Source organism: Streptomyces sp. NPDC018610 (assembly GCF_044391765.1).
Classification (GTDB): Bacteria; Actinomycetota; Actinomycetes; order Streptomycetales; family Streptomycetaceae; genus Streptomyces.
In genome coordinates this window covers 18,294-39,678 of record NZ_JBISAL010000012.1, presented here as the reverse complement: position 1 = coordinate 39,678, position 21,385 = coordinate 18,294, and the positions used below count along the sequence as shown (strand labels likewise).

Genomic DNA, 21,385 nt, shown 5'->3' with positions numbered 1-21,385 from the left:
GCCTGCTGGGAACCACTGCTGTGACCGAAAGGCTAGCGGGTGCCGCCCGCGCCGCCGAAGGCGATCCGGCGCAGCCCGCCGGCCGCCGCGCGGTCCAGCAGGACCGCCGAGCCGCAGCCGCGGGGCAGCTCGCCGCCCTCCACGGCGCGCAGCAGGCGGGCGGCCGAGCGGCGGTGGCGTGCGAAGGCGTAGCGGGAGACGCCCCGGCCCCGCCGGCGCTGGCCCTGGAGGGCGGCGGCGGGGGTGACGTCGAGCAGGATCAGGTGCAGGGCGCCGCCGCGGCGGCGGGCGGCGCGGGCCAGCCAGGAGCGGACCCAGGTCTGCGTGCCGCAGTCGTGCACGACGACGGGCTCGCCCGAGCGCAGGGCGCGGCGCAGGGCGGCGTAGTGGGCGAGGCGGACCAGGGGGCGGTACAGGGCGTAGGGGAGGCGGCGCGGCAGCCGGGCGGCGAAGCGGTCGCGGACGTCCTGGGAGTCGATCCGGGCGCCGTGCGCCGCGCGCTCCATCAGGGTGGACTTGCCGCTGCCGGGCAGGCCGGTGACCACGACCAGGTCGCGCGGGCCGAAGAGCAGCGTCCGCGGGCCGCGACCGGCCCGCTCGCGCAGGTCACGGACGACGGGGGCGGCGCCCGGCCCGTCGTGCGCGCCGGCCCGGGCCGCCCGCTGGGCGGGCAGCGCGGGGGCGTGGGTCGTCGCGTACGCCGGCACGGGCCGCACGGTCCTGTTCACCGTCATCGTCCTCCCCTGGGCGGTGGCGGTTCACCTACCCTGTGCAAAGAGAACGTAATGCGCGGCGCCCGGTGTTTCCGTTCGCGTTCTGCCACAGGCCGGTTACAGATGCGGCTCTCCCAGGAGGCGGCGGGCCGTGCAATGATGGGCGCGCCAACTGCATACCGGCCGTTTGAATCCGCGCGGGAGAGTTCCCGGCAGCACGTCTGCCCGGGGCGCCGAAGGAGCAAGTCCCTCCCTTGAATCTCTCAGGCCCCGTTACCGCGCGGGCGAGGCACATCTGAAAAGCGGGCCGCTGCCGCAGCGGCCCCACCCAAGGTGCAAGCCGTGACCCGTCCGTGCGACGCCGGTCATGGCGAACCTCTCAGGTTCCGATGACAGATGGGGAGGACACGAGTTCCGTCCTCGCCCTCCCCGACGCCCGGCTCCGTTCGCGCGTGGGGGTCCCCATCGCCTTGGAGAACGACCGATGAGCAGTTCCGCCTCCCATCCGCCGCGCCACACCGCGCTCGACGCGCTGCACCGCTCGCTCGGGGCGACGATGACCGACTTCGCCGGCTGGGACATGCCGCTGCGCTACGGCTCCGAGCGCGACGAGCACCTGGCCGTGCGCACCCGGGCCGGGCTGTTCGACCTCTCCCACATGGGCGAGATCGCGGTCATCGGTCCCCAGGCCGCCGCGCTGCTGAACTTCGCCCTGGTCGGCGACATCGCCTCCGTCGGCGTGGGCCGCGCCCGCTACACGATGATCTGCCGCGAGGACGGCGGCATCCTGGACGACCTGATCGTCTACCGCCTGGCCGAGACGGAGTACATGGTCGTCGCCAACGCCTCCAACGCCCAGGTGGTGCTGGACGCGCTGACCGAGCGTGCGGCCGGCTTCGACGCCGAGGTCCGCGACGACCGCGACGCGTACGCCCTCATCGCCGTGCAGGGCCCCGCCTCCCCGGCGATCCTCCAGTCCCTCACCGACGCCGACCTGGCCGGCCTGAAGTACTACGCGGGCCTGCCCGGCACGGTGGCCGGCGTCTCCGCGCTGATCGCGCGCACCGGTTACACCGGCGAGGACGGCTTCGAGCTGTTCGTCGCCCCGGCCGACGCCGAGAAGCTGTGGCAGGCGCTGACCGACGCCGGCGCGGAGGCCGGGCTGATCCCGTGCGGGCTGTCCTGCCGCGACACGCTGCGCCTGGAGGCGGGCATGCCGCTGTACGGGCACGAGCTGACGACGTCGCTGACCCCGTTCGACGCGGGGCTCGGCCGGGTGGTCAAGTTCGACAAGGAGGGCGACTTCGTCGGCCGCGAGGCCCTGGAGCGGGCCGCCGAGCGCGCGGCGCAGAACCCGCCGCGGGTCCTGGTCGGTCTCGTCGCCGAGGGCCGCCGCGTCCCGCGCGCGGGTTACCCGGTGGTGGCCGGCGGCACGGTGATCGGCGAGGTCACCTCCGGCGCCCCCTCCCCCACCCTGGGCAAGCCGATCGCCATGGCGTACGTCGACGCCGCGCACGCCGCCCCCGGCGCCGAGGGTGTCGGCGTGGACATCCGGGGCAGCCACGAGCCGTACGAGGTCGTGGCACTGCCCTTCTACAAGCGGCAGAAGTGACACCGTCGTAACCGACCGCGGTGATGTGGGGCACATCGCCCCTGTTCACGCATGCCTTCCGCAGTCCCCCATTCACCAGCACCCTCCCGCGTACAGGAGAATTCAGGCCATGAGCAACCCCCAGCAGCTGCGCTACAGCAAGGAACACGAGTGGCTGTCGCCCGCCGAGGACGGCGTCGCGACGGTCGGCATCACCGAGTTCGCGGCCAACGCGCTCGGCGACGTCGTCTTCGCCCAGCTCCCGGAGGTCGGTTCCACGGTGGCCGCGGGCGAGACCTGCGGTGAGCTGGAGTCGACCAAGTCGGTGTCCGACCTGTACTCCCCGGTCAACGGTGAGGTCACGGAGATCAACCAGGACGTGGTGGACGACCCGTCGCTGGTGAACTCCGCGCCCTTCGAGGGCGGCTGGCTGTTCAAGGTCCGCCTCGACGGGGAGCCGGACGGCCTGATGAGCGCCGACGAGTACTCCGCCCAGAACGCCGGCTGAGGAACGGAACGCGAGCCGATGACTGTTCTCAACACACCTCTGCACGAGCTCGACCCGGACGTGGCCGCCGCGGTCGACGACGAGCTGCGCCGCCAGCAGTCCACGCTGGAGATGATCGCCTCGGAGAACTTCGCTCCGGTCGCGGTCATGGAGGCGCAGGGCTCGGTCCTCACCAACAAGTACGCCGAGGGCTACCCGGGCCGCCGCTACTACGGCGGCTGCGAGCACGTCGACGTGGTCGAGCAGATCGCGATCGACCGGGTCAAGGAGCTGTTCGGCGCCGAGCACGCCAACGTGCAGCCGCACTCCGGCGCGCAGGCGAACGCCGCCGCGATGTTCGCGCTGCTCAAGCCCGGTGACACGATCATGGGCCTGAACCTCGCGCACGGCGGGCACCTGACCCACGGCATGAAGATCAACTTCTCCGGCAAGCTCTACGACGTCGTCGCCTATCACGTGGGCGAGGACGGCCTGGTCGACATGGCCGAGGTGGAGAAGCTGGCCAAGGAGTCGAAGCCGAAGCTGATCGTGGCCGGCTGGTCGGCCTACCCCCGGCAGCTGGACTTCGCCGAGTTCCGCCGGATCGCGGACGAGGTCGGCGCGTACCTGATGGTCGACATGGCCCACTTCGCCGGGCTGGTCGCGGCGGGCCTGCACCCCAACCCGGTGCCGCACGCCCACGTGGTCACCACCACCACGCACAAGACGCTGGGCGGCCCGCGCGGCGGTGTGATCCTGTCCACGGCCGAACTCGCCAAGAAGATCAACTCCGCGGTCTTCCCCGGTCAGCAGGGTGGCCCGCTGGAGCACGTGATCGCCGCCAAGGCGGTGGCCTTCAAGGTCGCCGCCTCGGACGACTTCCAGGAGCGCCAGCGGCGTACCCTGGAGGGCGCCCGCATCCTGGCCGAGCGCCTGGTGCGGGACGACGCCCGGGCGGCCGGCGTGGACGTGCTGACCGGCGGCACGGACGTGCACCTCGTCCTGGTGGACCTGCGGAACTCGGAGCTGGACGGCCGGCAGGCCGAGGACCGCCTCCACGAGGTCGGGATCACCGTCAACCGCAACGCGGTCCCGAACGACCCGCGGCCGCCGATGGTGACCTCCGGTCTGCGGATCGGCACCCCGGCCCTGGCCACCCGCGGCTTCACCGCCGAGGACTTCGCCGAGGTCGCGGACGTGATCGCCGAGGCGCTGAAGCCGTCCTACGACGCCGAGGCGCTGCGGACCCGGGTGACGGCCCTGGCCGACAAGCACCCGCTGTACCCGGGCCTGACCCAGTAGGAAGCCCCCGGGTCACACCCCAGTAGAAGATCCGCGCACAGACACCGCGCACGGCCGAGAACCCCGGCCGTGCGCGGTGCGCCGCCCCGCCACCACCCCGGCATCCCGGCATCACCCCGTATTGAGGAGTCCCCCGTGGCCATCTCGGTCTTCGACCTGTTCTCGATCGGCATCGGCCCGTCCAGCTCCCACACGGTCGGCCCGATGCGCGCGGCCCGTATGTTCGCCCGCCGACTGCGCGGCGAGGGCCTGCTGGAGGCGACCGCCTCGCTGCGCGCGGAGCTGTACGGCTCCCTCGGCGCGACCGGCCACGGCCACGGCACCCCGAAGGCGGTGCTGCTCGGCCTGGAGGGCGACTCGCCGCGCACGGTGGACGTGGAGACGGCCGACGCGCGCGTGGAGAGGATCAAGGCCGAGGGCCGGCTGAACGTCCTCGGCGAGCACGAGATCGCCTTCTCCTTCGACGACGACATGGTCCTGCACCGCCGCAAGGCGCTCCCCTACCACGCCAACGGCATGACCCTGTGGGCGTACGACGCCTCGGGCGCCGAGCTGCTGACCAAGACGTACTACTCGGTGGGCGGCGGCTTCGTCGTGGACGAGGACGCCGTTGGCGCCGACCGCATCAAGCTCGACGACACGGTCCTGAAGTACCCCTTCCGCACCGGTGACGAGCTGCTGCGCCTGACCAAGGAGACCGGCCTGTCGATCTCCTCGCTGATGCTGGAGAACGAGCGGGCCTGGCGCACCGAGGAGGAGATCCGCACCGGCCTGCTGGAGATCTGGCGGGTGATGCGGGCGTGCGTGGGGCGCGGCATGAGCCGCGAGGGCATCCTGCCGGGCGGCCTCAAGGTGCGCCGCCGGGCCGCGATGACCGCGCGCCAGCTGCGCGCCGAGGGCGACGCCGCGGCCCGCTCGATGGAGTGGATCACCCTCTACGCGATGGCGGTGAACGAGGAGAACGCGGCCGGCGGCCGGGTGGTCACCGCCCCCACCAACGGCGCGGCCGGCATCATCCCCGCCGTCCTGCACTACTACATCGACTTCATCCCCGGCGCGGACGAGGACGGCGTGGTCCGCTTCCTGCTCGCGGCCGGCGCGATCGGCATGCTCTTCAAGGAGAACGCCTCCATCTCCGGCGCCGAGGTCGGCTGCCAGGGCGAGGTCGGCTCGGCCTGCTCGATGGCGGCGGGCGCGCTGGCCGAGGTGATGGGCGGCACGCCCGAGCAGGTGGAGAACGCCGCCGAGATCGGCATGGAGCACAACCTCGGCCTCACCTGCGACCCGGTGGGCGGTCTCGTCCAGATCCCGTGCATCGAGCGCAACGGCATGGCCGCGGTCAAGGCCGTCACCGCCGCCCGCATGGCGCTGCGCGGCGACGGCTCCCACAAGGTCTCCCTCGACAAGGTCATCAAGACGATGAAGGACACCGGCGCGGACATGTCGGTGAAGTACAAGGAGACGGCCCGGGGCGGGCTGGCGGTCAACATCATCGAGTGCTGAGGCGCCGCTCGCGCCGCTGAACGCCGGGCCGACGGCGGCCCGGTGGCCGCCCGGCGGGCCGGGCGGCGCGCTCCTGTGCCGCGGCCGGACTGAGCGGATGTTCGAACGCCCTGAAGGGATCGTCCGTACCGGGGTGGGGCAGGAATCAAGGGACGACTCCTCCCCCCCCACGGCACTTCAGGGAGTTTGCATGCTGCACGGCATCGACGTGAGCGCGTACCAGTCCGCCACCTACGGCACGAACGGCCTCTCCTTCGTCTTCATCAAGGCGACGGAGGGCCGCTCGTACGTCAACTCCAGGCTCAGCGCCCAGACCAAGCACGGGCGGGACGCCGGCCTGGTCGTCGGTTTCTACCACTTCCTGTGGCCGGGCAACATCACCGCCCAGGCCGAGTACTTCCTCGCGCACGCCCCGGAGAAGAGGGGCGACGTCCTCGCCGTCGACTGGGAGAACACGGCCGAGGGCACCCACGCCTCCAACGCCGAGAAGGACCGGTTCATCCGCAAGGTGAAGCAGCTGCGCCCGCACAACCGGGTGGTCCTCTACACCAACCGGCACTTCTGGCTGACCGTGGACACCACCTCGTACGCGGGCGACGGCCTGTGGATCGCCGACTACGTCGGCGCCGGCCACCCCCGCATCAAGGCCAAGTGGCTCTTCCACCAGTACACCGACGAGCCGCACGACACGAACGTGGCGAACTTCTCCAGTGCGACCGCGCTGCGGGAGTGGGCGAAGAAGTGACGGGGGCCTACCCGCGGAAGTCCGCCGGGCGCTCGGGCGACGCCTCCGCCAGGGCCTTGGTGACCTCGTCGACGCCCGCCTGGAGGCCGTAGACCGGAGTGCCGGGCTGCTGTCGCCAGGAGTCGTCGATGCCGCCGGAGTCGACCGTGTCGAAGCCCAGCTCCTCGATCAGCGCCCGGACCCTCGCCTTGGCCGCCGGGTCGTCGCCGGCCACCGGGAGCGCCATGCGGCCGGGGTCGCCGGCCGGGCGGTGGCGGTCCAGGATGTCCTGGGCGTAGGTGCCGTTGAACGCCTTGATCACCGGGTGGCCGAGGTGCCGCTCGGTCCAGCGGCTCTCGGTGAGGCCGTCGTCCTCGACGGCCGCGATCCGTCCGTCCCGCTGCGGGTAGTAGTTGCCGGTGTCGATGACCGCCGCGTCGTCGGCGGCGCCGTCCAGCAGCCCGGACGGCAGGTCCGGGACCGCCTTGAGGGGGACGGTGACCACGACGACCTGTGCGCCGCGGGCCGCCTCCTCGACGCGGACCGGCGTGGCGCCGGTCTCCTTCGCCAGTGCGGTCAGCGTCTCGGGACCGCGGGAGTTCGCGACCGAGACGTCGTGTCCGAGGGCGGTGAGCCGTCGGGTGAGGTTGCCGCCGATGTTGCCCGCGCCGATGATGCCGATCTTCATCTGTGCTCGCCTCGCTCTTTCGGGAGGTCGGTGCCCGCATCCTGTACGGACGTGCGAAACACCCCCAACCCGAGCACCGGGCACGCTATTCCGGGCGCGCGCCGGACGGGTGACGGCGGGGCCGGCGACGGCGCTCGCGCGACGGGCCGCCCGTCGCGGGACAGGACCGCGCACCGCACGACGAGGGGCGCCCGGCGACCGCTCGCCGGGCGCCCCTCGTCGTCCGCGTCACTTGTTCAGGTAGGTCCAGAACTCGTCGAAGGAGAGGACCTTGTCCCCGTTGAGGTCACGCTGCTTGATGATGGCCTCCGCCACGGTGTCGGTGACGTTCCAGTCGCCGCCCTGGGCCAGGGCCGACTTGAACTCGGCCGCGGTGATGAACCCGTCACCGTCCGCGTCGATCCGCTGGAACTGCTTGCGTGCTTCCTCGATGTCCGCCACCGGTCCGCCCCTTTTGTGTCGCGATTGATCTGGCTTGCGTGTCGTACTGACGCAGGTCAGATTAACGGCACGGCGCGGCGGGCCGTGCGGGCGGTACGGTTCGGCGGCGGTCGCGGGGGCGGCGGCTCAGTGCCAGGGCTCGTAGTACGGGTTGCTCTCGCACCCGCTGAGGACCTCGGTCCTCGTGGCCTTGTCGACCGGACAGGCGCCCACGACGTACCGCCGGGCGATGCCGCCGGGGAAGGCGACCTCCACCTGGTCCGCCCACTTGTGGGTGTTGCCGATGGTCTTGTTGACGTCGACGCCGCCGGGGGCGTCGATGTAGTAGTTGTACGCCGACTTCCAGGTCTTGTAGAGGTCGTGGTCGTACGTCGTCGAGACGTACGGCGAGGGCTGGTTGACCAGGACGTACTTCTCGATGTCGTACTGGCCCCCCTGCACGTCGCGGGGGAGGAAGCCCTCCTGGAAGATGGCCGCCGGGGCGCGGTTGTCGTTGCGCCACAGGGTGCCGCAGGTGGTGCGCCAGGCCGGGGCGGGCGTGATGCGGCCGACGTCGACGCGCCGGTCGGCCGCGGCCTTGACCTTGTCGTCGAACTGGGGGCAGGCGCGCGCGGCGGCCCGCGCCGCGCCCGTCCGGCCGGTGGCGGCGGTGGTCGTGGGGGCGGTGGCGGCCGTGGTCGCGAGGACGGCCGCCAGGGACAGGACGGCGGCGGCTGCCCGCCGCCGCGGACGAGTGGTGATCATGCGCAGCACGATCCCGGTTCCGTGGCGGCGGGGCGTGGACCGTCACCTGATCGGAGGCGTGTCCGGCTTCCGCGTTGCCGGGGCCGTCCGTGCCGCCGCGTCGGCGTGGGCGGCACGGACGGCCCCGTCCGCGCGGCGGCGTCGGCGGTCCCGTCAGCGGAAGATGCCGGTGTGGCCGAGCGAGTAGCGGCCGGGCTGCGGGTAGACGGCGAGGCCGTGCGGGCCGCTGCCGACCTTGATGCGGGCGATCTGCTTCCCGGTGCGGGTGTCGATGGCGTACACCTCCGCGTTGTAGCGCCCGGACAGCCACAGCACGGTGCCGTCGGCGGAGACGCCGCCCATGTCGGGGCTGCCGCCCTGCGGCAGGCGCCACTTCGCGGTGAGCTTCCCCTTGGTGAAGTCGAAGACGGAGATGGTGCCCTCGCCCCGGTTGGAGACGTACATCTGCCGGGAGTCGCGGCTGACGTAGAGGCCGTGGGCTCCCTTGCCGGTGTGCAGGAACGCCGGCTTGGCGAAGGTGTCGCCGTCCAGGATCCACAGCCCGTCGGCGACCATGTCGGCGATGTAGAACCTCTTGCCGTCGGGCGACATCTTCACGTCCTGCGGCATCGCGCCGTGGACGTCCAGCTTCTGCCGGCCGACGACCTCCATCCTCGCGGTGTCGACCTTGAGCAGTTCGCCGCTGAACTCGCAGGAGACGATGAAGTAGCGGCCGTCCATGGAGAAGTCGGCGTGGTTGACGCCGCCGCAGGTGACCGGGACGGCCTTCACCGTCTTCATGGTGTGCGCGTCGCGGAAGACGAGCTGCCGGTCCTTGGACGCCATGACGACGGCGTACTTGCCGTCGGGGGTGAAGTACAGGTTGTAGGGGTCGTGCACGTCGACGGGCTTGCCCGCCTTGCCGGTCCTCGGGTCGATGGGGGTCAGGGAGTTGCCGAGGTCGTTGTTGACCCACAGCGTCCTCAGGTCCCAGGACGGCACGACGTGCTGGGGCTGGCGGCCGACCGGGACGGTCTCGACGACCTTGTACGTCTTCGGGTCGATGACCGTGACGGTATTGGAGTTGGTGTTGGGGACGTAGACCCGGGAGGGGAAGTCCTTCACCACCGGGGAGAGCCGTCCCGGGCGGTCGGCGGCGTAGGCGTCCTGGGGGTCGAGGACGGGTGGCATGCCCGGCAGTACGCTGGCGCCCTGCTGCCGCTTCGGCGGCTGGGGCCGGGCGGGGGCCTCGCTGCCGAGGGCCTCGTCGTTGTGGTGGGTCGAGCCCGTGCCGCTGCACGCGGGCAGCGCGGCCAGCACGGCACAGGCGGCGCCGGCGATCAGGACTCTGAGGGCGCGGGAGGACGGTGTGGGGTGCATCAGCTCAGCAGCTCCGTGGTGGTGACCGCGTGCAGGCCGCGGCGGTCGAGTTCGGCGAGTACGTCGGGGAGGGCGGCGACCGTGTCGGGGTATCCGAAGTGCAGGCTGACCACGGATCCGCCCCGGACCTCCGCCAGGACCTTGCGGGTGACGGCCGGGGCGCCGGGCCGGGTGTAGTCGAGGGAGTCGACGTCGTAGGACAGGACGTGCGGGTATCCGGCGTCCCGGGCCAGCCGCTGGACCAGCGGGGAGGCGGCCGGGGCGCGCGAGGGGCGGAACCAGGCGCCGATCGATCCGGTGAGGCGTTCCAGGCGGTCCGCGCAGCCGGTGATCTCCGCGCGGGCGTCGGTCTCGGACATGTCGTTGACGGCCAGGTGGCGCTGGGTGTGGTTGCCGAGGTCGTGACCGCCGTCCAGGATCCGGCGGGCCATCCGCGGATGCTCGTCGAGCCAGGTGCCGACGGCGAGCACGGTGAGGCGGGCGCCGCGTTTCTCGGCGGTGGTGAGCAGGGTGCGGGCGAGGCCGGGATCGCCCTGGCCGTGGAAGGTGAGGGCGACCCGGGGCTTGTCGCGGGGGCCGTGGGTGATCTGCGCGGGCTGGTGGGGGAAGGACCGCGGGGCGGGGGCGGGCGAGTGCGCGGCGGGGGCCGGCGCGGTGGTGGCGGGGTGGCCGGCGGGCGGGACGTCGGGCGCGGCGGAGTGCGGGGCGGCGCCGGGGCCGGAACACCCGGCGGCGAGCGCGCCTTGGGCGACGAGCCCGGCCCCGGCCCGCAGCACGCCACGGCGGTCGGTGGTGGTCACCCGCACCATTTAAGAGGTGTATGGCGGGAAAACGGGCGATTCACACGTGTGGCCGCACCGGTGAGCGTCGGTCGGGTACGGGCCTTCGGCACGGCGGGACACGGCGCCGGAGCCCTGCCGCGACGGCTCCCGACGGGGCGTCGGCGGCTCTCGCGGGGGCGGCGGCGCGGAGACCGCGTCGTCTCCGGCGCGGAGGGGCCGACGGGGCGTCAGCGGTCCATCACGCGCATCTCGAACCAGGTGGTCTTGCCGCGCGGCAGCAGGTCGACGCCCCAGCGGTCGGCGAGCTTGTCGACCAGGAAGAGGCCCCGGCCGCTGATGTCCAGTTCCTGCACCGGCATCAGGCACGGCAGGCCCCGGGAGGGGTCGCGGACCTCGACGCGGATCCAGCCCCGGCGGCGGCGCATCCGGAGGCCGAACACACGGGCGCCGGTGTGCCGGACCGCGTTGCCCACGAGTTCGGAGACGAGCAGGACCGCGTCCTCCGTCAGCTTCGGGGTCAGCCCCCAATGACGCAGGACGACGACCTGGACCAGTCGGCGGGCGCTGGCAGCGGACTCGGGACGGGACGGCAGCGGAATCTCCGACTCCGCGGGGTTGCCGTACAACTCCAGCGCGGTCAGCGCCCGTTCGTCCTCGACCGCGGGCGACCAGCGTGCCGCGGACGCGTGCCCCTGTCCCCGCGGCTGTTCCATGCCCTCCAGCCCCGCCATGCCCCCATCATGGCGGCACGAAGCGGCCCGTGTGGCCGTTCCGACGGAATGCGCCCCCTTGGCGCCCCGCCGCCAGGAACCCGCCGGTCATATGCCACGGGCACTTCGACCACGACGACGGCCGACCCGACCTGCGGGAACGGCACGGCCGGCGGCGCGGGGCCGGCTCCCCCGGCGGCCGGCCCCCGGGAAGCCTTAAGGCTCCTTTAAACCGCCCCATCGAGGGACACGCCACCGGACGGCACGTCAACCACACGTGACGGCGAGGGAGACGCCTCAGGGCGCGAGGACGGAGAACGCGCGCTCACCGTGCGGCCTCCGTCCCTTCACCCGGCGCCCTAGAGGAACTTCGCCTTGCCCGGGCCCTCCTCCACGAAGCTGCGCATGCCGCGCTCGCGGTCCTCCGTGGCGAACAGCCCCGCGAACCAGTTCCGCTCGACGGCGAGGCCGGTCTCGATGTCCGTCTCCAGACCCGTGTCGACCGCCTCCTTCGCGGCGCGCAGCGCGAGCGCCGGCCCCTGCGCCAGCTTCGCCGCCCACGCGTGCGCCTGCTCGTACACCTCGGCGGCCGGTACGACCCGGTCGACCAGGCCCAGTGTCAGCGCCTCGTCGGCCTTCACCATGCGCCCGGTGAAGATGAGGTCCTTGGCCTTGGACGGGCCGATCAGCCGCGACAGCCGCTGCGTGCCGCCCGCGCCGGGGATCAGGCCGAGCAGGATCTCGGGCTGGCCGAGCTTGGCGTTGTCGGCGGCGATGCGGAAGTCCGCGCACAGGGCCAGTTCGCAGCCGCCGCCCAGCGCGTAGCCGGTGACGGCGGCGACGACCGGCTTGGGGATGCGCGCGACGGCGGTGAAGGACTCCTGAAGGGCGCGGGAGCGCAGGACCATGGCCGTGTGGTCCATGTTCTGCATCTCCTTGATGTCCGCGCCGGCCGCGAACACCTTCTCCCCGCCGTAGATCACCACGGCGCGCACGTCCTCGCGCCGCCCGGCCTCCTCGGCGAGTTCCTTGAGCCGGTCCTGCGTGGCGACGTCGAGCGCGTTCATGGGCGGGCGGTCCAGGCGCAGCGTGCCGACGCCCCCGGCGACTTCCAGAGTTACGGTCATGAAAGCAGGTTAACCATCATTAACGACGACCGGCCCGGTGCGGTCGATCACACCGGGCCGGCTCCGTGAAAGTCGGTCACTTCCGGGGGCGCTCACGCCCCGGGGCGGACGTCGGGCGCGGACGCCCGCGCCCTGGGTCGGTCACGCCTTCCACTCGCTCCAGGACATGTTCCAGCCGTTGAGCCCGTTGTCCGGGGCGACGGTCTTGTCGTGGGAGTTCTTGACCTCCACCACGTCGCCGATCATCGAGTGGTTGAAGAACCAGGCGGCCGGCACGCCGCTGTCGTAGCCGCCGCGCACATCGCGCACGCCGATGCAGCCGTGGCTGGAGTTGACGTTGCCGAAGGTGCCGTCGCCCCAGTAGTTGCCGTGGATGAAGGTGCCGGAGGTGGTCAGGCGCATGGCGTGCGGGACGTCCTTGATGTCGTACTCGCCGCCGTAGCCGACCGTCTCGCCGTTCATCCGGGTCACGCTGAGCCTCTCGCTGATGACCATGCGGCCGTTCCACGTGTCGTAGCCGGGCTTGCCGGTGGTGACCGGGATCGTCTTGACGACCTTGCCGTCGTGCATGACCTTCATCGTGTGCTTCTCGGCGTCCACGACGGACACCTGGTTGCGGCCGATGGTGAAGGAGACGGTCTTGGACTGCTTGCCGTAGACGCCGGGGCGGCCCTCGACGCCGTCGAGGTCGAGCTTGACGGTGACCTTGGTGCCGGCCTTCCAGTACCGCTCGGGACGGAAGTCGAGGCGGTCGTTGCCGAACCAGTGACCCTGGACGTCGACGGCCGGCTCGGTCTTGATCTCGATGGCCTTCTCGACGGCGTCCGGGTGCGTGATGCCCCGGGTGAAGTTGACCGAGAACGGCATGCCGACGCCGACCGTCGAGCCGTCCTCGGGGGTGAAGTTGCCGACGAAGGTGTTCTGCGGCGTCAAGGTCGTGAAGCTGGAGTCCTCGGCGGCCTCACGGCCGGCGGAGTCCTTGGCGACCGCGTGGACGGTGTACTTCGTGGAGGCCGCCAGGTGGGTGGACGGCGCCCAGGCGGCTCCGCCGCCGGTTATCTCCCCGGATATCTCCTCGCCCTTGTCGTCCTTGACGACGACCTGGGTCAGCGTGCCCTTGCCGGCGGCGACCTTCAGCGCGCCGCTGGTGTCGACGGACTTCGCGCCGTCCTCGGGCGTGATGGTGACGACCGCCTGCGACTGCTCGCTGCGGGCCGCGCCCGCCTCCTTGCTCCCGCTCTTGCCCGTCCCCGAGTCCGAGTCCCCGCCGCCGCACCCGGTGACGGCGAGGACCAGTGCTCCGGAGACCAGCGCGAGCATCGCCCTGGTCCCCCGGCGCCCCGGTCGTCCCCCGCGCCCCCGCGCGTCAACCGACGCCCCCGATATCGGCCGCACGTTCAAGTCCGTCTCCCCTCCCCGGGCCGGTCAGACCCATGCCCCAGCGCGTCTGGCGCGCACACTCGCGCATAGTAACCACAAGGTCAGGGGCAAGTTGTCAGGCAAATGTCACTGTTCCGTCCCAACTTCGGCGACCGCCGGAAACCGCTTGTCCGCGCCCCGGACACCGGCCTTCGCCACGTCACTCGAGCGCGCTGCCCGCCGTCCAGTCCGCCCAGCTCACGTTCCATCCGCCCAGTCCGTTGCTGGGCGAGACCGTCCGGTCGTCGCTGTGGACGACCTCCACCACGTCGCCGACGAGGCTGCGGTCGAAGAACCAGCCCGCCGGGGTGCCGGAACTGCCGCCCTTGACGTCCTTCAGGCCCACGCAGCCGTGACTGACGTTGGTGCGACCGAACGGGTCGGGAACCGACCAGTAGTTGCCGTGCAGGAAGGTCCCGGAGTCGGTGAGCCGCATGGCGTGCGGGACGTCGGGGATGTCGTACTCGCCGCCGAAGCCGACCGTGCGGCTGTTCATGCGGGTCACCTCGAGCATCTCCATCACCACCATCTTCCCGTTGTATGTGGTGGTACTGGGCGCGCCGGCCGTGATCGGCACGGTGGCCAGCAGTTCGCCGCCGCGCCGCACCTCCATGGTGTGCGCGGCGGCGTCGACCAGGGAGACCTGGCTGCGCCCCACGGTGAAGGAGAAGGTCTTGTGCTGCAGCCCGTAGACGCCGGGCGAGCCCTGGACGTCCCTGAGGCGCAGATCGACGGTGACCTTGGTGCCGGGCTTCCAGTACTGCCGGGGCCGGAAGTCGAGGCGGTCCTTGCCGAACCAGTGCGGGCGGATCTCCACGGGCGGCTCGGCGGTCACGCTGACGGCGCGCTCCACGGCCGCCCGGTCGGTGATCCGCCGGCTGAAGGACAGGGAGACGATCATCCCGGTGCCGACGACGGAGCGGTTCTCCGGGGTGACGTATCCGATGAAGCGCTCGTCGGGGACGTACGTGGTGAAGGTGGTGTGGCGGGCGGCGCGGTGTCCGCCGCCGTCGACGGCGACCGCGTCGACGGTGTACTTGGCGGCGAGGGCGAGCCGGTCGTCGTCGGGCTGCCAGGTCCGGCCGTCGCGGGACAGGCGCCCGGTCACCGCGGTGTCCTGCGCGTCCTGGGACTTGACGACCCTGACGGTCTCCAGGCGGCCGTCCGCGACCCGCACCCGCAGCTTCGTGCCCGGGCGCACGTCCTTGCTGCCGTCCTCCGGGACGACGCGGACCACGTCCTCGGGCGCCGGCGGTTTGCCGAAGACGTGGCCGAGGGCGTCCGGGCCGCCCGTGGTGCAGCCGGCGGCCCCGGCCAGTAGTCCTGCCCATGTCAGTACGGCGGCCATCACGGCCCTCGCGCGCCGTGCGCGCCGTTGTACGTGCCTCACGGGCTGCCCAACGACCGGCCCGCTCCCGGGAAACGTGAGTGCGACCCGACCTCTGGGCAGAACAGTGGGGAGGACCGAGCGCCGGGGAGCCGCGCCCGGGAGGAAGCCGCAGGAGCGGGCCGGGGGCGAACGAGCCGCAACAGCCGAAAAAAGGGGCCGACCAGGTGTCCAGCGCAGCCGAGCAGGAGGCGGTGGCGGGCGGGCGCGCCACCGCGGACGGGCACACGACCGACGAGGAGAACGCCACCGCGGACGGACAGCCGACAGGACAGCCGCCGGCGGAGCCGCAGCCGGCCGGGAAGGGACCGGCGGCGGGCATCGGACGGACGGCCGGGGACGCACCGGCCGTCGGGGCCGGGCGAGCGCCCGGCGACGACGGGCGGACGGACCGGGACGGACCGGTGGCCGGGAACGGCCGGCCGAACGGCGACGGGCGGCCGAACGGCGACGGCGGCGTCGCCGCTCCCGTGCGGGCGGCCGTCGTGGTGGCCGGCGGGCGCCCGGCCGCGCCGCCCCCGCCCGCCGTGCCCGTGCGGCCGGGCAGCCCCACACCGCTGGGCGCCCGTTTCCGCGTCGGCCCGGACGGGGTCGCGGGCACCAACTTCGCGCTGTGGGCGGGCGGCGCGGAGGCGGTCGAGCTGTGCCTGTTCGACGAGGCCGGCAAGGAGACCCGCGCCCGGCTGACCGAACTGACGCACGAGATCTGGCACGGGTTCGTGCCCGGCGTGATGCCCGGGCAGCGCTACGGCTATCGGGTGCACGGCCGCTGGGACCCGTGGACCGGCGCCCGCTGGAACCCGGCGAAACTGCTGCTCGACCCGTACGCGCGCGCCGTGGACGGCGAGTTCCGGCTGCCGCCGCAGGTCTACGGGCACGTGCGGGACTGGCCGGACCAGCACGTCGCGGACACGGTGCGCGACGACCGCGACTCCGCGCCCCACGTGCCCAAGGGCGTCGTCGTCCATGACGACGACGACTGGTCCGACGACCGTCGCCCCAAGACGCCGTGGGCGGACTCGGTCATCTACGAGCTGCACGTGCGCGGCTTCACCAAGCTGCACCCGCGCATCCCCGAGGAGCTGAGAGGCACCTACGCCGGCCTCGCCCACCCGGCGGCGATCGAGCACCTGACGCGGCTGGGCGTGACGGCGGTGGAGCTGCTGCCGGTGCACCAGTTCGCCCACGAGGACCACCTGCTGCGCCGCGGCCTGCGCAACCACTGGGGCTACAACTCGATCGGCTACTTCGCCCCGCACGCCGGATACGCGGCCGGCGGCACCACCGGACAGCAGGTCGGCGAGTTCAAGCGGATGGTGCGCGCGCTGCACGCCGCCGGCATCGAGGTCGTCCTCGACGTGGTCTACAACCACACCGCAGAGGCCGGCGAGTACGGCCCCACCCTGTCCCTGAAGGGCATCGACAACCAGCGTTACTACCGGCTCCAGGAGGACGCGCGCCGCTACGCCGACTACACCGGCTGCGGCAACACCCTGCACGTCGTCCAGCCGCACGTGCTGCGCCTGATCACCGACTCGCTGCGCTACTGGGTGACCGAGATGGGCGTGGACGGCTTCCGCTTCGACCTGGCCGCCGCGCTGGCCCGCTCCATGCACGACGTGGACATGCTCTCCCCGTTCCTCGCCGTGATCGCCCAGGACCCGGTGCTGCGCCGGGTCAAGCTGATCGCCGAGCCGTGGGACGTGGGCGCGGGCGGCTATCAGGTGGGCGCGTTCCCGCCGCTGTGGGCGGAGTGGAACGACCGCTACCGCGACGCCGTACGGGACTTCTGGCGCCACGCGCTGCCGGACGTGCGGGAGATGGGCTACCGGTTGTCCGGCTCCAGCGACCTGTACGCCTGGGGCGGCCGGCGCCCGTACGCCTCCGTCAACTTCGTCACCGCGCACGACGGTTTCACCCTGCGGGACCTGGTGAGCTACGACCGCAAGCACAACGAGGCCAACGGCGAGGGCAACCGGGACGGCACGGACGACAACCGCTCCTGGAACTGCGGCGCGGAGGGCGAGAGCGACGACGGGCGGATACGGGCGCTGCGCCGCAGGCAGCTGCGCAACCTGCTGACCACGCTGCTGCTGTCCACGGGCGTGCCGATGCTGGTGGCCGGCGACGAGATGGGCCGCACCCAGCACGGCAACAACAACGCCTACTGCCAGGACAACGAGACCGGCTGGCTGGACTGGTCGCTGCTGGAGGATCCGGGCTGGGCGGCCCTGTTCGCGCTGGCCTCCCGGCTGATCGCGCTGCGCCACCGCCATCCGGTGCTGCGCCGCCGGGCGTTCTTCTCGGGCAGCGCGCACTCGGCGGACGGGCTGCGCGATCTGGCGTGGTTCACCGCGCGCGGGGAGGAGATGACCGAGGAGGACTGGTACGCCCCGGCGGCCACCCTCGGGATGTACCTGTCCGGCCGGGACATCCCGGGCCGCGACGAGCGGGGCGCGCCGGTCCTCGACGACAGCTTCCTGGCCGTCCTGCACGCCGGGGACCGCCCGGCCGCTTTCGTCCTGCCGGGAGTGCCGTGGGCGGAGCGCTACGAGGTGGTCGTCGACACCTCGCGGGAGGAGCAGGCACGGGAGCCGGGCGTGACGCACCGGTCCGGGACGGCGGTCACGGTGCCGGCCCGCTCGGTGCTGCTGCTCCGGGTCGCGGAGCAGGCCTAGGGTCTCTCGTTCGGATCGTGCCGGGCTCGCGGGCCTGCCCCGGACGGAAGCCCCTGGCCGAGGATGCCCCGGTCGTAGGCGACCGCCACCGCCGCCGCACGGTCGTTGACGCCGAGCTTGGCGTACAGGTGGGTGAGGTGGGTCTTCACGGTGGCCTCGCTGATGAACAGCTCGCGGGCGATCTCGCGGTTGGAGGTGCCCCGGGCGACCAGCGTCAGCACCTCGCGCTCGCGGGCCGACAGCGTCTCGTTGCCGGGGGCGGGGGCGCGGACGGCGGAGACCAGACGGGAGGCGACGGCCGGGGAGAGGACGGTGCGGCCCTCGGCGGCGGCGCGGACGGCGGTGAACAGCTCGTCGCGCGGGGCGTCCTTGAGGAGGTAGCCGGTCGCGCCCGCCTCGATGGCGGGCAGGGTGTCGGAGTCGGTGTCGTACGTCGTCAGGACCAGCACCCTGGCGCGGGCGCCGCGCCGGGTCAGCTCCCGGATGGCGTCCACGCCCGCGCCGCCCGGCATCCGCAGGTCCATCAGGATCACGTCCGGGTCGAGCGCGAGGGCCTCGCGGACCGCCTCGACGCCGTCGGAGGCCTCCGCGAGGACGGTGAAGCCGGGCGCGGACTCGAACATGCCCCGCAGACCGTCCCGCACCACGGGGTGGTCGTCGACGATCAGCAGGGAGACGGTCGTGTCATCGGTCATGGCGCACCAACGGTACGCGAGCGGAGACCGCCGTGCCGTGTCCCGGCTCGGACTCGACGGTGAGGGCGCCGGCGATGCGTTCGGCGCGGGCGCGCATGCCGTCCAGGCCGAAGCCGCCGGTGCGGGTGCGGGCGGGGACGGCGACCGCGTCGAAGCCGGTGCCGTCGTCGCGGATGTCGAGGCTGACCTCGTCGCCCATGAAGGAGAGGGTGACCCCGACCCGGGTGGCGCGGGCGTGCCGGGCGGCGTTGGAGAGGGCTTCCTGGGCGATGCGCAGCAGCGTGGCCGACACCTCGTCGTGCAGGTGCTCGGCGGTGCCCGTGACGGTGAACTGGGCGCGGACGCCGGTGCGCTCGCCCCATTCGGCGACGGTCCGGCCGAGCGCCTCGGGCAGTCCGGTGTCCTCCAGGGCCACGGGGGCGAGGTTGTGCACGGAGCGGCGGGCCTCGCCCAGGCTGTGCCGGGCCAGCGCGGAGGCCCGCTCCAGGTGGGTGCGGGCGGTGGTCAGGTCGGGGGCGTTGGCGACGACCTGGAGCTGCGCGATGATGCCGGTCAGTCCCTGGGCCAGGGTGTCGTGGATCTCGGCGGCCAGGCGCCGGCGCTCGTCGGCGACCCCGGCCTCTCGGGCCTGGACGAGCAACTGCGCGTGCAGGGCGGCGTTCTCGTCGAGGGCCTGCTGCAACGCCGTGTTGGTGCGCTCCAGTTCGGCGATGGTCTCGGCCTGGGCGCGGGCGCGGATCTGCTCCTGCTCGGCGAACCGGGTGAACAGGGCGACCAGCCCGACGTTGGCGGCGAGCACCACGACGAAGCCGAGCCAGGCGACCGTCCCGCGGGGCGGCATGCCGCCGACCTCGCTGCCCGCCATGGTGACGGCGGTCAGGCACAGTCCGGCCGGCACCAGGCGGCGGGGCAGCTGCCGGGCGGCGGTGTAGTAGCCGGTGACGGCGTAGAAGGCGAAGAACGGGTTGAGCCAGGTCAGGACGAAGGCGATGGCCCAGCGCAGGAAGTACAGGAAGGTGCCGACGCGGCCCGGCACCGGCCGGTTCCGGATGGCCCGTCCCCAGCCCAGCTGGAGCAGCACGGCGGCCGCCGTCAGAGCCCCGGCCGCGTAGACCTCGGTCCGCCCCATCCCGACGGCGCCGGCCGAGCCGGCCGCCGTCAGGGCGCCCACGCCGAGCAGCGCGTAGGGCCCCCAGTCGTCGAAGGTGGCCCGGCGCGGCTTCCACTCGGCGTTCGTCATGGGCCCAGTCTCCGGCACGGCCCGCTCACTCCCAGCGGAACCAGCGCGCGGCCCCGGCGGTGAGCAGCACCGTCCAGGCGACGAGCACGCCCAGGTGGGTCCAGGCGGGCCACTGGCCGCCGGCCGCTTCGTTCAGGGCCTCGGCCGCGGCGCCGAAGGGCGTCCGGTCGACGATCCGGGCGAGCACGCGGGGCATGGCCTGCACCGGCGCCCACAGGCCCGCGCAGAACATCATCGGGAAGAGCGCCGCGCTGCCGACCGCGCCGGCGATCTTGGTGGTGCGGGACAGCGCGGAGATCACCGAGCCCAGCGAGAGGGCGACCAGCACGGCGAGCACCAGGGCGACGGCGTACCCGAACGGCTGCTCGGGCAGGCGGACGCCGAAGGCGAGCCGGCCGACGAGCAGGGCGAGCAGCGCGGAGGCCAGGGCCGCACCCGCGAAGACCACCATATGGGCCGTGAGCAGGGTCACGGGCCGCACCGGAGTGGTGGACATCCTCCGCAGGATGCCGCGCTCGCGGTAGCCGGTGAGGACCTGCGGCATGCCCTGCAGCCCGCCGAGGATCAGGCCGAGCAGGACCGTGACCGGCACATACGTGTCGATGAGCCTGAGACCGCCGAGCGCGTCGTCGGGCTCCCGGAAGGACGGGACGGAGCCGAGGATCACCAGCAGCAGGGTCGGGAACAGCAGGATCCAGAAGATCGCGCCCGGTTCGCGGCGGAAGAGGCGGATCTCGGTGCGCAGTACGGCGGTGTCGAGGACCGGGGAACTCATGCGGCGGTCTCCGTCTCGGTGAGGTCCAGGAACGCGTCGTCGAGCGTGGCGTCGCTGACGCGGAGTTGGTGGGCGGTGATGTGGTGGCGGGCGAGGAGGGTGAGGACGGCGTCGACGGTGGCGTCGGTGCCCGACAGCGTGATCCGGCCGTCCTTGTAGGCCACCGAGGCCACCTCGGGCAGCGCGTTCAGGTCGTGCTCGTCCAGCGGCGCGGACGGGGTGAAGCTGATGACGGTCGCGCCGGCCGAGCGGCGGATCAGGCCCTGCGGGGTGTCCAGCGCGGCGATGCGGCCCCGGTCGATGACCGCGATCCGGTCGCACAGGCGCTGCGCCTCCTCCATGAAGTGCGTGACCAGCAGCACGGTGACGCCGCCGGCGCGGACGTCCTCGATGAGCTGCCAGGTGTCGCGGCGGGCGCGCGGGTCCAGCCCGGTGGTCAGCTCGTCCAGGACGACGACCCGCGGGCCGCCGATGAGGGCGAGCGCGATGAACAGGCGCTGCTTCTGGCCGCCGGACAGCTTGGCGAACCGGGTGGTGAGCTTCTCGGTGAGGCCGAGGCGTTCGGCGAGGGGCCGCCAGTCGGCCGGGCTCGGGTAGAAGGAGGCGTACAGCTCCAGCGCCTCGCGCACGGTGAGCTTGGCCTGCAGCTCGCTTGGCTGGAGCTGCGCGCCGAGGACGCGGGCGACCTGCTCGTGGTCGGCGACGGGGTCGAGGCCGGCGACCCGGATACGGCCCGAGTCGGGGATCCGCAGCCCCTCGACGCACTCGACGGTGGTGGTCTTCCCGGCGCCGTTCGGGCCGAGGACGCCGAAGATCTCGCCCTCCTCGACGGAGAACGAGACGCCGTCCACGACGGCCCGGCCGCCGTAGGACTTGCGCAGTTCACTGACTTCGATGACGGACATGACCTCAGAGTCCCGGTGGGCGGCTCGTGCGCGCATCGCCCGACGCGCTCGAAGCGGCATCAGCCGATCGGTTGACGCCGGGCTACGACCCGGCGGCCCGGTCCATCCCCCGGAC

General features: G+C 72.7%; 20 protein-coding genes and 1 riboswitch. Of the genes, 6 read left to right on the top strand and 14 right to left on the bottom strand.

Going from position 1 to position 21,385, the window contains the following annotated elements:
• Window positions 1-32: 32 nt before the first annotated feature.
• Window positions 33-734 (bottom strand): AAA family ATPase, encoded by a 702-nt coding sequence (locus tag ACH5A8_RS28355; protein ID WP_399006657.1) that lies wholly within the window; start codon window positions 732-734, stop codon window positions 33-35.
• A gap of 167 nt (window positions 735-901) precedes the next feature.
• A riboswitch (glycine riboswitch) is annotated at window positions 902-1,002 on the top strand.
• 195 nt (window positions 1,003-1,197) lie between these two features.
• Here ACH5A8_RS28355 and gcvT point away from each other — a divergent pair.
• The 5 genes from gcvT (at window position 1,198) to ACH5A8_RS28330 (ending at window position 6,341) form a co-directional block, all read left to right on the top strand.
• Window positions 1,198-2,325: a glycine cleavage system aminomethyltransferase GcvT gene (gcvT, locus tag ACH5A8_RS28350; protein WP_399006655.1), complete on the top strand. Its 1,128-nt coding sequence runs from the start codon at window positions 1,198-1,200 to the stop codon at window positions 2,323-2,325.
• A 109-nt stretch (window positions 2,326-2,434) separates the two neighbouring features.
• Window positions 2,435-2,812: a glycine cleavage system protein GcvH gene (gene gcvH / locus ACH5A8_RS28345; RefSeq protein ID WP_399006653.1), complete on the top strand. Its 378-nt coding sequence runs from the start codon at window positions 2,435-2,437 to the stop codon at window positions 2,810-2,812.
• Window positions 2,813-2,830: 18 nt separating this feature from the next.
• Complete coding sequence (gene glyA / locus ACH5A8_RS28340) at window positions 2,831-4,093, top strand: serine hydroxymethyltransferase (RefSeq protein ID WP_399006651.1); 1,263 nt, start codon at window positions 2,831-2,833, stop codon at window positions 4,091-4,093.
• A gap of 135 nt (window positions 4,094-4,228) precedes the next feature.
• Window positions 4,229-5,596 carry an L-serine ammonia-lyase gene (locus ACH5A8_RS28335; protein WP_399006649.1) on the top strand — a complete coding sequence of 456 codons (1,368 nt, stop codon included), beginning with the start codon at window positions 4,229-4,231 and terminating at the stop codon, window positions 5,594-5,596.
• A 190-nt stretch (window positions 5,597-5,786) separates the two neighbouring features.
• Window positions 5,787-6,341, top strand: a complete 555-nt coding sequence (locus ACH5A8_RS28330; protein WP_399006647.1) for a GH25 family lysozyme — start codon at window positions 5,787-5,789, stop codon at window positions 6,339-6,341.
• Between the two features lie 7 nt (window positions 6,342-6,348).
• On the opposite strand, the gene ACH5A8_RS28325 is transcribed toward ACH5A8_RS28330, so the two are convergent.
• The 9 genes from ACH5A8_RS28325 to ACH5A8_RS28285 all read right to left on the bottom strand — a co-directional run bounded on the left by ACH5A8_RS28325 (window position 6,349) and on the right by ACH5A8_RS28285 (window position 14,938).
• A complete protein-coding gene (locus tag ACH5A8_RS28325) occupies window positions 6,349-7,092 on the bottom strand; it encodes an NADPH-dependent F420 reductase (RefSeq protein WP_399006645.1) in 744 nt (247 codons plus the stop codon).
• A gap of 144 nt (window positions 7,093-7,236) precedes the next feature.
• The gene (locus ACH5A8_RS28320) at window positions 7,237-7,449 is read right to left on the bottom strand and encodes an EF-hand domain-containing protein (protein WP_399006643.1); all 213 of its coding nucleotides are present in this window, start codon (window positions 7,447-7,449) and stop codon (window positions 7,237-7,239) included.
• Window positions 7,450-7,575: 126 nt separating this feature from the next.
• Window positions 7,576-8,193 (bottom strand): ADP-ribosyltransferase, encoded by a 618-nt coding sequence (locus ACH5A8_RS28315; protein WP_399006641.1) that lies wholly within the window; start codon window positions 8,191-8,193, stop codon window positions 7,576-7,578.
• A 153-nt stretch (window positions 8,194-8,346) separates the two neighbouring features.
• Window positions 8,347-9,552 carry a beta-propeller fold lactonase family protein gene (locus ACH5A8_RS28310; protein ID WP_399006639.1) on the bottom strand — a complete coding sequence of 402 codons (1,206 nt, stop codon included), beginning with the start codon at window positions 9,550-9,552 and terminating at the stop codon, window positions 8,347-8,349.
• The gene (locus ACH5A8_RS28305) at window positions 9,552-10,361 is read right to left on the bottom strand and encodes a polysaccharide deacetylase family protein (RefSeq protein WP_399006637.1); all 810 of its coding nucleotides are present in this window, start codon (window positions 10,359-10,361) and stop codon (window positions 9,552-9,554) included. The genes ACH5A8_RS28310 and ACH5A8_RS28305 overlap by 1 nt, the downstream gene beginning before the upstream one ends.
• A 200-nt stretch (window positions 10,362-10,561) precedes the next feature.
• The gene (locus tag ACH5A8_RS28300; protein WP_399006635.1) at window positions 10,562-11,065 is read right to left on the bottom strand and encodes an ATP-binding protein; all 504 of its coding nucleotides are present in this window, start codon (window positions 11,063-11,065) and stop codon (window positions 10,562-10,564) included.
• A gap of 338 nt (window positions 11,066-11,403) precedes the next feature.
• Window positions 11,404-12,171: an enoyl-CoA hydratase/isomerase family protein gene (locus tag ACH5A8_RS28295; protein ID WP_399006633.1), complete on the bottom strand. Its 768-nt coding sequence runs from the start codon at window positions 12,169-12,171 to the stop codon at window positions 11,404-11,406.
• A 141-nt stretch (window positions 12,172-12,312) separates the two neighbouring features.
• Window positions 12,313-13,572, bottom strand: a complete 1,260-nt coding sequence (locus ACH5A8_RS28290) for an Ig-like domain-containing protein (protein ID WP_399006631.1) — start codon at window positions 13,570-13,572, stop codon at window positions 12,313-12,315.
• Between the two features lie 178 nt (window positions 13,573-13,750).
• Window positions 13,751-14,938, bottom strand: coding sequence for an Ig-like domain-containing protein (locus ACH5A8_RS28285; RefSeq protein WP_399006629.1), 1,188 nt, complete (start codon window positions 14,936-14,938; stop codon window positions 13,751-13,753).
• A gap of 509 nt (window positions 14,939-15,447) precedes the next feature.
• On the opposite strand from ACH5A8_RS28285, the gene glgX reads away from it, so the two are divergent.
• The gene (gene glgX, locus ACH5A8_RS28280) at window positions 15,448-17,655 is read left to right on the top strand and encodes a glycogen debranching protein GlgX (RefSeq protein ID WP_399007000.1); all 2,208 of its coding nucleotides are present in this window, start codon (window positions 15,448-15,450) and stop codon (window positions 17,653-17,655) included.
• Here the strand turns inward: glgX and ACH5A8_RS28275 are convergent.
• From ACH5A8_RS28275 to ACH5A8_RS28260, 4 genes are read right to left on the bottom strand one after another with little or no spacing between them, the layout of a single operon-like run.
• Window positions 17,652-18,350, bottom strand: coding sequence for a response regulator (locus ACH5A8_RS28275; RefSeq protein WP_399006627.1), 699 nt, complete (start codon window positions 18,348-18,350; stop codon window positions 17,652-17,654). The genes glgX and ACH5A8_RS28275 overlap by 4 nt on opposite strands.
• Complete coding sequence (locus ACH5A8_RS28270) at window positions 18,340-19,590, bottom strand: sensor histidine kinase (RefSeq protein WP_399006625.1); 1,251 nt, start codon at window positions 19,588-19,590, stop codon at window positions 18,340-18,342. Before ACH5A8_RS28270 ends, ACH5A8_RS28275 begins: the two co-directional genes overlap by 11 nt.
• A 25-nt stretch (window positions 19,591-19,615) precedes the next feature.
• Window positions 19,616-20,365, bottom strand: a complete 750-nt coding sequence (locus ACH5A8_RS28265; RefSeq protein ID WP_399006623.1) for an ABC transporter permease — start codon at window positions 20,363-20,365, stop codon at window positions 19,616-19,618.
• A complete protein-coding gene (locus ACH5A8_RS28260) occupies window positions 20,362-21,270 on the bottom strand; it encodes an ABC transporter ATP-binding protein (RefSeq protein ID WP_399006621.1) in 909 nt (302 codons plus the stop codon). Before ACH5A8_RS28260 ends, ACH5A8_RS28265 begins: the two co-directional genes overlap by 4 nt.
• Window positions 21,271-21,385: the final 115 nt, after the last annotated feature.